Here is a 13,119-nt window from a genome sequence, read left to right on the forward strand (position 1 = left end):
GATGTTCATTGTAGGTTTCACTTACTTATCTAGTAACCAAGATGCGTGCCAACTTATAAATTCATATAAAACATTAAGTTACGAAAACAACCATTGTAATTAAATCTAATCTATGATGAATTTAACTAACAGTAGGTAAATTTCACCAACGGAGTGGTTTCATGCAACAAAATCTCATCGGCGAGTCACCCGCTTTCCTTTCGGTACTTGATAAAGTGTCGAAACTGGCCGCCATTGAACGACCGATATTGATCATTGGTGAGCGAGGAACAGGTAAAGAATTGATTGCTCAACGCCTGCATTATCTCTCCAAACGTTGGGATCAATCGCTGATATCCCTGAATTGTTCGACACTAAGCGAAGGCCTTATCGATTCAGAGCTCTTTGGTCATGAACAAGGCGCGTTTACAGGATCTAAAGGCCGGCACAAAGGCCGATTTGAGCGAGCGGAGAATGGCACCTTGTTTTTGGACGAACTGGCTACTGCTCCACTGCTGGTACAAGAGAAACTACTCAGAGTAATCGAATACGGCCAGTATGAGCGTGTTGGCGGACATCAATTGCTCAATGCGAATGTTCGGCTAGTCTGCGCAACCAACGCTAATCTGCCTGAGATGGCAGCCAATGGTGAATTCAGAGCAGACTTGCTCGATAGACTGGCGTTTGATGTCATTCATTTACCGCCCCTACGCCAGCGCAAAGAGGACATTCTGCTGTTAGCTGAATACTATGCAATAAAAATGTGTCGTGAGCTAAGCTTTGATTACTTCGTTGGTTTCTCTCCCAAAGCAGAACAAGCATTGCTCGATTACCAATGGCCGGGTAACGTTCGAGAGCTAAAAAATGTCATCGAACGAGCGGTTTATCAACACGGACAACAAGAACACCCGATTCATGACCTAATCTTCGATCCCTTTGCGACCGAATGGCAACCTGAGCCTGAAGAAGCCATTGAAGAAACGGAACCAGAAATCGCCAGCACGAATTTTTCCTTTCCAATGGATTATAAAGCTTGGCAAGAGAATCAAGACATCCATCTACTAAAGGCAGTGCTGGAACAAAGTAAGTTTAACCAACGGAAAGCGGCCGATATGCTGGGTCTGAGCTATCATCAGCTAAGAGGGATGATCAGAAAGTACGACCTCTCGACACTCTCCTGATCGTGCGTACGTTATTTTAAAAACCATAAACTAATAATGGTAAATTACTGAGATCTTAGGGCATAATGGGGAGTTCTATTATGCTTTGTCTCCGGCAATTGTTCTTTCTATGAAAGCATTCATTCAACTGACATTGAGTATCTTCGGCGTCACCCTGCTTACAGGCTGCGGTGAAGAACTTGATCACAACAAAATTCGTCAAAACGGCTTCGTTTACTGTGGTCAAGGTGGTCCGACGAGTTTTAACCCTCAATTGGTCGATAGCGGGATTACATCTGAAACATTGAGCCCGCAGCTCTTCGATACTCTGCTGACATTGGACTCGAATAACTTCAAGCCGATACCAAACCTTGCAACCAGTTGGTCAGTGAACAAAGCAGGTACGGAATACACTTTTAATTTGCGTAAGGGCGTGAAGTTTCAGAAGACCGCGTGGTTTACCCCAAAACGTCCAATGAATGCGGAAGATGTCATATTCAGCTTCCGCCGGATCATCGATTCTACACACCCTTATCATTACGTTGGCAGCGGCTTGTACCCTTGGTTTAGTGGTATCGACTTTCAAAATCTCTTGATTGATGTAAAGGCCATATCTGAATACCAAGTCCGATTCACCTTAAGCCGCCCAGACAATACTTTTTTATCCAACATTGCTACCAGCCATGCAGTAATTCATTCGGCGGAATACGCCAGCACGCTTGAATTGACCGATGACAAAGCGATGCTTGATAGCCACCCTGTCGGGACCGGCCCATTCTACCTCGATGATTTTCAGGTCAACGATTTAGTACGTTTGAAGCGCCATAATGATTACTGGAAAGGTCGTCCTAAAATGGCTCAGGTGGTGTTCGATATTTCTCACCGTGGTACCGGCACACTCGCTAAGTTGCTGCGCAATGAGTGCGATGTGTTAAATTCACCGCTCTCTAGCCAAATACCCATCATTGAGCAGCAGGATGATATTGAATTGATGGCGAAACCCGCGATGAACATTTCGTTTATTGCCGTCAATACGACTCACCCAGCGCTCAACGATCCACGAGTACGTAAAGCGCTCAACTACGCGATTAACCGCCAAAACATACTGGAATCAGTTTATTACGGTACCGGTAGTCAAGCATACTCTGTTCTTCCACCCAGTTCTTGGGCTTACCTAAAAGACAGTGTCCAGATTCGTTACGACCGAAATTACGCCATTGCATTGATTAAAGAAGCAGGGTTCGATAAAGGGTTAGAGCTAACCATGTCAGTACCGCTGGAACCAAGAGCATACAACCCAAGCCCACGCAAAACTGCTGAGCTGATCCAAGCAAATCTGGCCGACATTGGTATTACCCTCAATCTGCTCACCGATGATCGCTACGATCGCACTGACGTTGCCAGCAACGCCAATATCGACCTCTATCTAACAGGCTGGATTGCCAATACAGGTGACCCAGATAATTTCTTGCGACCACTACTGTCATGTGACTCAAAAAGAGTGGGGCTAAACGTGTCAAGCTGGTGTAATTCTGATTTCGACTTCCTACTCGACCTTGCTTTGGAAGTCGACAAGCCACGCTACCGTCTAAACCTATACAAGCAAGCGCAAAACATTCTTAATGAAGAATTCCCTGTGATCCCACTCAGTCACGGCATGCAATTCCAAGCTTATGATGCTTCGTTACAAGGGTTTAAGGTGAGTCCATTTAACGCACAACCTTTCGATGCAGTAGAGAGGGTCAAATAATGTTTCTCTATACTGTTCGACGTATCAACCTGTTTATCATCACTTTGCTCATCCTGACCATGGTCGGTTTTAGTCTGCTTAGACTCGACCCTAACTCTCCGTGGGCAATTCAGGATTTCTGGCCCGGCTGGATGACCTATATTGGCGAGTTAATGCACCTAAACTTTGGCGTCACCAAAAGCGGTGTTCCTATTGCCGACGAACTGGCGTTAGTCTTTCCAGCGACATTAGAGCTGTGCTTGATCGCCTTTGTCCTTTCTCTTATGGTTGGCATTCCAATTGGAACCTTGGCCGGCATGAAACAGGGTAAATGGATTGATACCGCGATCTCCTTTACCTCTATGTCTGGCTACTCAGCGCCGATTTTCTGGGTCGCGCTCTTGATGATCATGGCGTTTTCGCTGCACTTTGAAATATTCCCCGTTGCTGGCCGCTACGACCTACTCTATGAAATTGACCACATCACTGGCTTTGCCATTGTGGATGCCTTTTTCACTCGTGGTGAATACCGCGCCCACGCACTGCAGAGTGTGCTGGAGCACCTAATGCTGCCTTGTTTGGTACTCGCGCTTGCACCAACAACACAAGTCATCGGTTTAATGCGCACCTCGGTAGCAGAAGTCATGGGGCAAAACTACATCCGTGCGGCGCGTATCAAGGGTCTTTCAACACATGAGATTGTTACTCAACACGTATTGAGGAATGCTATCCCACCAATCATTCCTAAGATTGGGGTGCAGCTTTCAAGTATGTTAACGCTGGCCATCATCACCGAGTCGATCTTTAACTGGCCTGGCATCGGACGCTGGCTTTTGGATGCGTTGTCTAATCAAGATTACGTCTCGATTCAAGCAGGTGTTATTGTGGTCGCAACGTTAGTTCTGACTGCTAATATTCTTTCAGATTTGATCGGTGCTATGGTCAATCCGTTAGTAAGGAAAGAGTGGTATGCTAACCGATAACGTATATCAGGAAGAACAGATCCCAACCCAGTTCGAGCGATTCTGGCGCAGCTATCGAGCTAATGGCCTGGCAATGTTTGGGCTCTGGTGCCTTGGCTTAATCATCATAGTGACCCTCGCCTCTCCTTGGCTTGCACCGCATGATCCTCAAGCTCAAACGGGTGAGCTACTGGTTCCGCCATCATGGAATCCCGCAGGTACTGTTGAATACTTCCTTGGCACAGATGATTTGGGCAGAGATATTCTGTCTCGTCTCATTGTTGGCTCTCAACTGACGTTTGGTGCTGCAGTCATCATTACCCTCATCGCAACCGTAGTTGGCTGCTTGATTGGTATTTTAGCCGGAATGACCAAAGGACTCATCTCGAGTACGCTTAACCACCTACTAGACACGGTTATGTCGATTCCCTCGCTGCTACTCGCGATCATATTTGTCGCCTTTCTGGGTTTCGGCGAATTCAATATTCTCCTCGCTATATGCCTTGCGTTGATACCTAGATTCGTTCGCTCGGTTTACATTGCCGTGCACACAGAAGTGGAAAAAGATTACATCATGGCGGCACGCCTTGATGGAGCAAACGACTTCTATCTGCTTTGGAACTCAATCCTGCCCAATATTTTGGTGGTGATTGCTTCTGAAGTCACACTCGCCTTATCGATCGCCATTCTTGATATCACCGCCCTTGGTTTTCTTGGCTTAGGCGCACAAGCGCCTAGCACGGAATGGGGAGCCATTCTTGGTGATTCGGTAGAGTTAATCTACTTAGCACCTTGGACTGTGACATTGCCGGGCCTCGCCATCATGTTTATCGTGATAGTCATCAACTTAGTCGGCGAAGGGGTTCGTCAGGCACTCAACGCGGGGATCGAATAATGCCATTACTAGATATTCGCCACCTGACGATTGAGATTGAAACACCTCAAGGGCTGATGAAAGCCGTAGATCGTATGAGCCTCACCATGAACGAAGGGGAAATTCGAGGTTTGGTGGGCGAGTCTGGCTCAGGAAAAAGCCTAGTTGCTAAAGCGATTGTTGGCGTATGTAAAGAAAACTGGAAAGTGACGGCAGACCGAATGCGTCTGGGCAATGTTGATTTACTCCAACTGACCCCAAAAGAACGTCGCCGCGTAATCGCACGCGATATCGCGATGATCTTTCAGGAACCATCAACCTGTCTTGATCCTTCGGAAGAAGTGGGCAGCCAGCTGATCGAATCGATTCCCGCGCATTCTTTTGATGGCAAATGGTGGGAACGCTTTAAGTGGCGTAAAAAACAGGCAGTCACTCTATTGCACAAGGTTGGGATCAAAAACCACGAGCAGATCATGTCTAGCTACCCGTATGAGCTGACTGACGGTGAATGTCAGAAAATCATGATTGCCATGGCTATCGCAGCAAAACCTAAGCTTCTGATTGCCGACGAGCCAACCAATGACCTCGACCCAATCACTCAGTCGCAGATCCTTCGTCTGCTAAGTCGCATGAATCAGGTCAACAACACGTCGATCATGCTGATCGGCCACGATCTGACAACCATTACTCAATGGGCGACCAGGATTACGGTAATGTACTGTGGCCAGTCCGTTGAATCCGCAGACACCAAAAAGATTTTAGAGAAGCCAAAACATCCGTACACGGTAGCTTTACTCAAAGCGATGCCGGACTTCAGTGAGTGGATCCCTCACAAAGAGAAGCTACAATCTCTACCCGGTACCATCCCTCCATTGCAGCACTTACCGATTGGCTGCCGACTCGGACCACGTTGTCCTTATGCACAGCGCCAGTGTGTTGAGATGCCAATGACACGACGAGTTAAGAACCACAAGTTCGCCTGCCACTTCCCACTGAATATGGAGAAGAAAAAAGTATGAGTGCGCTGCTAGAAGTTAATGGCCTGAGCAAAGAATTCGTCACTCGTTCAGGCTTATTTCGTAAAAAGGTCCATCAAGCAGTGAAGCCTGTCAGTTTTACGCTTGAAGCCGGCCAAACCCTTGGTTTCATCGGCCAAAATGGTTCTGGAAAGTCGACGTTAGCGCGCATGTTAGCAGGTATGGTCGAGCCCACAGCCGGCGAAATTCGAGTCAATGGCGAGCTTTTAGAACACAAAGATTACTCTACTCGCTGTAAGTTGATTCGGATGATCTTTCAGGACCCAAATACCTCGCTCAACCCACGCATTCAAATTGGTCGAATTCTTGAAGGCCCTTTAAAACGAAACACCAATATGACGCCTGAAGCGCGTATGAAGCGAGTCAAAGATGTTTTGCTTAGAGTCGGCCTACTTCCTGAACACGCCTACTTTTATCCGCAGATGTTAGCAGCAGGACAGAAACAGCGTATATGCTTAGCACGTGCTTTGATTCTACAACCTTCGATTATTGTTGCCGATGAAGCCCTGAATGGTCTTGATATGGCCATGCGTTCCCAGATTATTAACCTATTCTTAGAATTACAGGAAGAGATGGGTGTGTCGTTTATCTACGTATCGCAGCATCTGGGGGTCGTGAAACACATCACAGACAAGGTGATGGTCATGCATAATGGTGAAGTGGTCGAAGCAGGAGAAACTCAGCAGATTCTAAGCTGCCCAGACAACATCATCACTCAACGTATGGTGGAAAGCCACTTCAATAAAGCGACCTGTTTTAAGTAATCTGTTTGAAGATTGACAGGAGTCCCACATGCTAAGGATAGCGATTGGGTTCGTATTTGGTTTGCTTCTATTCAGCCCCGCACTAGCTTACACCACCACCAAAACTTGGTTAGATCCTGGCTTTGTCAATCAGGCATTTCTAGATGTCGCGTTAAAGAACGAATACTCAGAGGGCAATAAACCTCTGGTTAAATGGAAAAAACCGATCAAGGTTTGGGTTGAACACAAAGTAGCTGACCAAGATCTCCATGATGAGCTAACCAATGCTCAACTTAGAGATCTCTCGTCGATAACTCGCCACCCAATCGAACGTGTATCCAGAAGAGAACAGGCCAATATCATCTGGATCTATACCCGAGAATCAGACTGGCGAAAAGATATCGAAAAAGAAATCGGCCCAAGTGCTCTCAAAAACATTCATGGCGCCCTTTGCAAAGCGGGGTATCGGGTAAACCAGGTCACGAGTGAAATTGATTCTGCAACTGTCATTATTCCGGTCGACCAAGCAAGAGAGCATGGAAAGTTGTTGGCTTGTATCGTAGAAGAAATCACTCAGGTGATGGGACTGCCCAATGATGCCGAGTCAGCCTATCCATCCATTTTCAATGATGAAACGCCCGAGGATCTGCTTTCACCGTTAGATGTTATTCTATTGAAAATGCTTTATGACCCAACGTTAGAGCCAGGGATGGAGCGAGCTCAAGTGAAAAAGCTCGCTAAGAAGATATTGGATCAGTATCAACGCCAAGGAGTGCTGAATGACGCCGTTGCTGTGTCCAAGTCGGGTGAGTTGTTCCAGATCGCAGGGTATTAACCAGCTCGATTAGCGCTTGTTTTCCTGCTTTTTCAGCTCAAACTCGAACTCATCCGGATAGAGCACTAAACCTTCTTCATTTTGGTTTGGGAAGACTACGATTGCCAATTCATCGTCTTCAAGGCCGTAAGTCCATCGGCTAAACCATTTTGCCGTCGAGATCGACTCTGCTTTACAGTGTTCCCAATCACCCGTTGCCCACTGATTGGCAAACTCTTCGTGAGGCCAAACAGGGACACAATCCTCATCTTCAGTGTTGAGCATGACACAGCCGTGTTCATCAGTAAGAATCCAAACTTTTCTATGCTTCGCGATTTCTTTGACTGTGTACTTCAGGCGCTCGTCTTCACGCATTTTAAGCACGGATGCAATCTGCTGCGGTGAAAGTGGTTCTGACATTTCCTTACTCCTCAAATAAAACGCCCACGGAAGTCCGTGGGCGTCGAATTTTGTTAATGAACCGGCGAAATTAAGCCAGTTCAGTCTGAAGCCAAGGCCAACCTTGCTTCTTACGGCTTAGCGTGTTTTCCATCATCAGCATGCCGTCTTGCTCGTGCTGAGTCAGTTTCTCTGCCCACTCACCTTTGTATAGTAGACGAGTTTGAGCTGTAGTGATGTCAGTTAGCATTACTGCAGCAAAGGCTAGGCTTTCTTCAGCACAGCGGCGTTCTAGATCAGATTCCAGCGCTTCAATCATGCCGTCTACTTGCTCTAGAGTCGCAAGTTCAACCTGACCGACAACAACATCACGGCCGTTAAATGGATAGCCTTTCAGATCTTTTTCTACAAGTTCAGCTGCAGAAAGACCTTCGATGTTTGTTTTTGCGATAAGAAGATCTTTGATGAAAGCGTCAACATCACATACGTCTGCAATTTTCGCTAGCTCTTCAACAGCATCTTTATCTTTCTGTGTGCAAGTTGGAGAAGCAAAGCCGACGGTGTCAGACAGGATAGCAGACATCATTAGCTTAGCGATTTGCGGTGAGATTTCATGACCTTCAATTTTGAACATGTTGAAAAGTACTGTGTTCGTACAACCAACAGGCCAAATCCACGCTTCCATTGGGTTTACAGTCATAACATCACCTAGGCGGTGGTGGTCAACAATACCTAAGATTTCTGCTTCAGCCACGTCATCCGGTGCTTGTGCTAGATCTGAGTAGTCAACCAACCAAATTTTCTCACCAGCAACAGAGGTGCGAAGTTCAGGTACTTCCGCGCCTGCGACTTCAAGAATGTGCTGTGTTTCACGGTTGATTTCGCCTTGGCGAATTGGCATTGCTTCAACGCCACGAGCTTTTAGCAGCTCAGTTGCTACCAATGCACTACAGATGCTATCACTATCAGGGTTCTTGTGACCTACAACTAGAATCATCTTTTTTCCTATTACGACTTAAATAGGCCCGTATTGGGCAATTACTCACAAAGGCCGATACTTTACCTGAATTTTGAAATTTGTCATGAGTTAGCAAAAAGAAAAGTGTAAATCACAACTTTTAGTTGCAAATAATTCTCATTAACATATATTGAGAATTATTCGTATTTGCATTTAAAGCTCAATGGACTCGATAAGACTTTCTCAAACACTGCCAGGTTGGCTGTCTTTTTCCCAGTTTCGGCCTGCCTATAAACGCCTTCTCCTGCCTGTGGCTCTACTGGCACTGGTACTGAGTGAAACGACACGTGAAGTCACCGTTTCTACTCTGTCTGATGCCTTCTGGGCAGTGTCTGCCTACGTTGCTTTTACTCTGGTCATCTATCACTACGTTTCCCTGTGGATGAACAAGGAGAGCAAGCTGGTTAACCTATACCAGAGCTCTCGTAGCTATCAGGTTTTCTTTGCTGCCTTACTGGGCGCCCTGCCTGGGTGTGGCGGTGCCATTATAGTAACGACTCAATTTGTCAGCGGACGGGTTGGCTTTGGCGCGATTGTCGCAGTATTAACGTCCACTATGGGTGATGCTGCCTTTCTACTGTTGGCCAGTAAACCTGATATTGGTTTGGCCGTTGTTGCACTGGGTGTTGTGGTAGGCTCGGTGTCTGGATGGGTCGTCAACGCTATTCACCAAGATGATTTCCTAAGGCCGACCGTTAAGTCGGTGCTTGCGGACAAATTTTGTTGTCGTTCAGAAGCAAGCGATCCTTCTGGTCTTGAAAAGAAAGCCATCAACCTGCAAGGAGCCTTCTGGAAGTGGCTCATCGTTCCTGCGACTGTGGTAGCAGTATTGGGTTCATTCCAGGTCGATATCAATGAGCTTCTTTCTCTGCCTGCTATGAGCATTGAGTGGCTCGGTGCAGGGCTGATCATTTTGAGTATGCTGCTTTGGTCGCTGACTAAAGAAATCAAAGATTACGAGTCAACAGTATCAGAAGATAAGAAGACCGTTTCATCACATCCTCTACAGAAAGCGGCTCAGGATACAAACTTCGTTACCGCATGGGTTATTCTGGCCTTTATGGCATTCGAGCTGATTGCTTTCTTTGGTCACATCGATTTAGCCGCTACCTTTTCCGGTTGGGGAGTGTGGATGCCACTGATGGGGCTAGCGGTTGGTATGCTGCCTGGGTGTGGGCCTCAAATTCTGGTAACCAGCTTATATATTTCAGGCGCCGCGCCACTGTCAGCTCAATTAGCCAACGCGATTTCAAACGATGGCGATGCACTATTCCCAGCTATCGCTCTGGCACCAAGGGCTGCACTGGTGGCGACGATCTATTCCGCTATTCCTGCGCTGTTCGTCGGCTACGGCTACTATTTCTTATTCGAGATATAATAACGTGTTGGCTAATACGTAAATACGAAAACGCCCTCAATTGAGGGCGTTTTTGATCAACCTACGTTATAGCGTTGCTGCTACCTCGTCAGAAATGTCGCCATTATGGTAGACCTCCTGAACATCATCTAAGTCTTCCAATGCATCGATCAAACGAAGTAACTTCGGCGCGGTATCAGCGTCTAACTCAGCTTTAGTCGATGGAATCAGTGATACTTCAGCGTTTGCCGCTTCGAACCCAGCAGCATCGAGTGCATCTTTTACGGCACCAAAATCATGAGGCTCGGTAAAGACATCAATGGCGCCATTTTCTGCTGTCTCAATATCATCTGCGCCACTGTCGAGTGCCACTTCCATCACTTCATCTTCGTCTAATCCGGGAGCATAAGAGATCACGCCTTTCTTATCGAACAGATAGTTTACGCTGCCATCCGTACCTAGGTTTCCGCCTGCCTTAGAAAATGCATGACGGACACCAGACACAGTTCGATTACGATTGTCTGTCATACACTCAACCATTACCGCGGTACCACCAGGCCCATATCCTTCGTAGATGACGGTTTCCATGCCATCGTCCCCTTCACCACCAGCACCACGAGACACTGCGCGATTCACCGTATCACGCGTCATGTTATTGGAAAGAGCTTTGTCGATAGCAGCGCGAAGGCGTGGGTTATTCTCTGGCTCACCGCCACCTTCTTTAGCTGCAACTACGATTTCTCGGATCAGTTTAGTGAAAATCTTACCGCGCTTTGCATCTTGTGCTGCTTTGCGGTGACGGATGTTAGCCCATTTACTATGACCAGCCATAAATGAATACTCCCTAACAAAAAGAAAAGCCGTAAGTGATGCTTACGGCTTTGAATTTTCTTCAGTTTATCACAATGCAGACAGCTTTACTTGTGACGCTCTTTCAGCTTATTAACCACGTCGTTCATTGATAAACCTTGATCCTGAAGTAGAACCAGTAAGTGATAAATCAAATCCGCTGACTCACACACTAACTCCGCCTTGTCACCCGACGTCGCCGCAAGCGCGACTTCAACGCCTTCTTCGCCCACTTTCTGCGAAATACGCTTGGTGCCACGGGAATAAAGGTTGGCAGTATAAGAGGAATCAGGGTCGGCACTCTTGCGGGCAGCCAATAACTGCTCAAGTTGATGAAGCCACACCATTTGCGACTCCTCTTGTGGATCGACGTCCCAGCAAGTGGTGTTGCCCAAGTGACACGTAGGACCAATGGGATTCACTTTCACCAGCAACGTATCGTTATCGCAATCTAACTGCATGTTCACCAATTGCAACACGTTGCCTGAGGTCTCACCTTTGGTCCAAAGACGCTGTTTGGTACGAGAGAAAAACGTCACTTGACCCGTTTCACCCGTTTTTGCCAACGCATCTTGGTTCATGTAACCCATCATCAGCACTTGGCTTGATTGGAAATCTTGTACGATGGCAGGCACTAAACCATCCACCTTGTCCCAGTTGATGCGCTCAGCTAGAGAGCTGACTTCGGTGGTGTTCAAACTCATAGTCGCACCTCAATACCTTGTTGTTTCAAATACTGCTTTAGTTCACCAATGTTGATGACCTGTTTGTGGAATACCGATGCAGCAAGCGCACCATCCACATTTGCTTTATGGTAAGCTTCTGCAAAGTGCTCCATGGCACCTGCACCACCTGATGCAATCAGCGGTACGTTACACACTTCACGCACCATGTTTAGCTGCTCGATATCGTAACCGTTACGCACACCATCTTGGTTCATCATGTTCAATACGATTTCACCAGCGCCACGCTTTTGCACTTCTTGCACCCAATCACGCGTTTCCCATTGGGTCGCTTTAGTGCGTTCTTCATCGCCAGTAAACTGGTAAACCTGATACTTACCTGTCTCTTTATCGTAGTAAGAATCGATACCAACGACGATACATTGCACACCAAACTTATCAGCAAGGTCAGTAATCAGTTGCGGGTTCGCCAATGCAGGAGAGTTGATAGACACTTTGTCTGCACCAAACTCAAGAATGCGCGCTGCGTCTTCCGCTGATTTAATACCACCAGCGACACAGAAAGGAATATCAATCACTTCAGCAACGCGAGCGACCCAACTTTTATCGACGACACGACCATCACTTGAAGCAGTAATATCGTAGAACACAAGCTCGTCTGCGCCCTCTTCCGCATAACGCTGTGCCAGAGGAACGATGTCGCCAATGATTTCATGGTTACGGAACTGAACTCCCTTTACCACTTGTCCATCACGAACATCAAGACATGGAATTATTCGCTTTGCCAACATGCAAACGCCTCCTCTGCTGTGAACTTACCATCTAACAATGCACGACCAACAATCACGCCTGCCACACCACTGCCTTTTAGTGCTTCGATATCTGCTAGCGATCCGATACCGCCTGAAGATTGGAACTGCACTTGTGGGTACTGTTTACATAGGTCAACATAAAGCTCTACGTTTGAGCCTTCTAGCGTACCGTCACGAGAAATGTCAGTACAAAGCACGTGTTGCAGACCTACCGTTAGGTAGTCATCGATTAGAGCTTCAATCGTCACGCCTGAGTCTTCTTGCCAGCCGGAGATTGCCACTTTACGCGTGCCGTCTTGGTCGATATTGATGTCGAGTGCAAGAACAATTTTCTCTGCACCATACTTTTCCATCCAACCTTTCACTAGCTCTGGCTGTTTGACTGCTGTAGAACCTACTACAACGCGCTGTGCGCCTGCCTCTAGCAGATCAATCACGTCTTGCTCTGTACGCACGCCACCACCGATTTGGATATTCGCTGGCGTACTTGCTAATAGCTTTGCAATCAAGTCCAGTTGGCGCGCTGTGGTGTCTTTTGCGCCCGTTAGATCGACTAAGTGAAGCCAGTTAGCACCCGCTTGGTGGTACAAGTTAAACTGCTCTGCTGGATCAACTTTGTATTCGGTAACTTGGCCGTAATCACCTTGATAAAGGCGAACCACCTGTCCTTCAATTAAATCAAGAGCTGGAATAATCACACTAA

Annotated in this window: 14 protein-coding genes; 8 read left to right on the top strand and 6 right to left on the bottom strand. The window is 47.0% G+C overall.

Annotated elements, in window-relative coordinates; genetic code table 11:
* Positions 1-161: 161 nt before the first annotated feature.
* The 7 genes from pspF to IX95_RS00255 all read left to right on the top strand — a co-directional run bounded on the left by pspF (position 162) and on the right by IX95_RS00255 (position 7,319).
* Positions 162-1,160 carry a phage shock protein operon transcriptional activator gene (gene pspF / locus IX95_RS00225; protein ID WP_038155890.1) on the top strand — a complete coding sequence of 333 codons (999 nt, stop codon included), beginning with the start codon at positions 162-164 and terminating at the stop codon, positions 1,158-1,160.
* 109 nt (positions 1,161-1,269) lie between these two features.
* The gene (locus tag IX95_RS00230) at positions 1,270-2,889 is read left to right on the top strand and encodes an ABC transporter substrate-binding protein (RefSeq protein ID WP_038155892.1); all 1,620 of its coding nucleotides are present in this window, start codon (positions 1,270-1,272) and stop codon (positions 2,887-2,889) included.
* Entirely contained in the window at positions 2,889-3,851 is a 963-nt protein-coding gene (locus tag IX95_RS00235) for an ABC transporter permease (protein ID WP_038155895.1), read from the top strand. The genes IX95_RS00230 and IX95_RS00235 overlap by 1 nt, the downstream gene beginning before the upstream one ends.
* Positions 3,838-4,725: a putrescine export ABC transporter permease SapC gene (gene sapC / locus IX95_RS00240; protein ID WP_038155897.1), complete on the top strand. Its 888-nt coding sequence runs from the start codon at positions 3,838-3,840 to the stop codon at positions 4,723-4,725. Before IX95_RS00235 ends, sapC begins: the two co-directional genes overlap by 14 nt.
* Complete coding sequence (locus IX95_RS00245) at positions 4,725-5,723, top strand: peptide ABC transporter ATP-binding protein (protein ID WP_006962765.1); 999 nt, start codon at positions 4,725-4,727, stop codon at positions 5,721-5,723. The genes sapC and IX95_RS00245 overlap by 1 nt, the downstream gene beginning before the upstream one ends.
* On the top strand, positions 5,720-6,505 hold the full coding sequence (locus tag IX95_RS00250; RefSeq protein ID WP_006962766.1) for a peptide ABC transporter ATP-binding protein: 786 nt from the start codon (positions 5,720-5,722) through the stop codon (positions 6,503-6,505). Before IX95_RS00245 ends, IX95_RS00250 begins: the two co-directional genes overlap by 4 nt.
* Positions 6,506-6,533: 28 nt before the next feature.
* Positions 6,534-7,319, top strand: a complete 786-nt coding sequence (locus tag IX95_RS00255; RefSeq protein WP_038155899.1) for a DUF2927 domain-containing protein — start codon at positions 6,534-6,536, stop codon at positions 7,317-7,319.
* Positions 7,320-7,328: 9 nt separating this feature from the next.
* Here the strand turns inward: IX95_RS00255 and IX95_RS00260 are convergent, their stop codons facing one another.
* On the bottom strand, positions 7,329-7,718 hold the full coding sequence (locus IX95_RS00260) for a DUF2750 domain-containing protein (protein ID WP_038155901.1): 390 nt from the start codon (positions 7,716-7,718) through the stop codon (positions 7,329-7,331).
* 70 nt (positions 7,719-7,788) lie between these two features.
* The gene (locus IX95_RS00265; RefSeq protein ID WP_019277079.1) at positions 7,789-8,694 is read right to left on the bottom strand and encodes a manganese-dependent inorganic pyrophosphatase; all 906 of its coding nucleotides are present in this window, start codon (positions 8,692-8,694) and stop codon (positions 7,789-7,791) included.
* Between the two features lie 184 nt (positions 8,695-8,878).
* Between IX95_RS00265 and IX95_RS00270 the strand changes: the two genes are divergently transcribed.
* Positions 8,879-10,093 carry a putative manganese transporter gene (locus IX95_RS00270; RefSeq protein ID WP_038155906.1) on the top strand — a complete coding sequence of 405 codons (1,215 nt, stop codon included), beginning with the start codon at positions 8,879-8,881 and terminating at the stop codon, positions 10,091-10,093.
* Positions 10,094-10,159: 66 nt separating this feature from the next.
* Here the strand turns inward: IX95_RS00270 and IX95_RS00275 are convergent, their stop codons facing one another.
* The 4 genes from IX95_RS00275 to hisA form a co-directional block, all read right to left on the bottom strand.
* Positions 10,160-10,903, bottom strand: coding sequence for a YebC/PmpR family DNA-binding transcriptional regulator (locus tag IX95_RS00275; RefSeq protein WP_006962771.1), 744 nt, complete (start codon positions 10,901-10,903; stop codon positions 10,160-10,162).
* A gap of 86 nt (positions 10,904-10,989) precedes the next feature.
* Positions 10,990-11,625: a bifunctional phosphoribosyl-AMP cyclohydrolase/phosphoribosyl-ATP diphosphatase HisIE gene (hisIE, locus tag IX95_RS00280; RefSeq protein WP_006962772.1), complete on the bottom strand. Its 636-nt coding sequence runs from the start codon at positions 11,623-11,625 to the stop codon at positions 10,990-10,992.
* Positions 11,622-12,395 carry an imidazole glycerol phosphate synthase subunit HisF gene (hisF, locus tag IX95_RS00285; RefSeq protein ID WP_038155908.1) on the bottom strand — a complete coding sequence of 258 codons (774 nt, stop codon included), beginning with the start codon at positions 12,393-12,395 and terminating at the stop codon, positions 11,622-11,624. Before hisF ends, hisIE begins: the two co-directional genes overlap by 4 nt.
* The gene (hisA, locus tag IX95_RS00290) at positions 12,377-13,114 is read right to left on the bottom strand and encodes a 1-(5-phosphoribosyl)-5-[(5-phosphoribosylamino)methylideneamino]imidazole-4-carboxamide isomerase (RefSeq protein WP_038155910.1); all 738 of its coding nucleotides are present in this window, start codon (positions 13,112-13,114) and stop codon (positions 12,377-12,379) included. Before hisA ends, hisF begins: the two co-directional genes overlap by 19 nt.
* Positions 13,115-13,119: the final 5 nt, after the last annotated feature.

The sequence above is a fragment of the Vibrio sp. B183 genome (assembly GCF_000740665.1).
Taxonomy (GTDB): domain Bacteria; phylum Pseudomonadota; class Gammaproteobacteria; order Enterobacterales; family Vibrionaceae; genus Vibrio; species Vibrio coralliilyticus.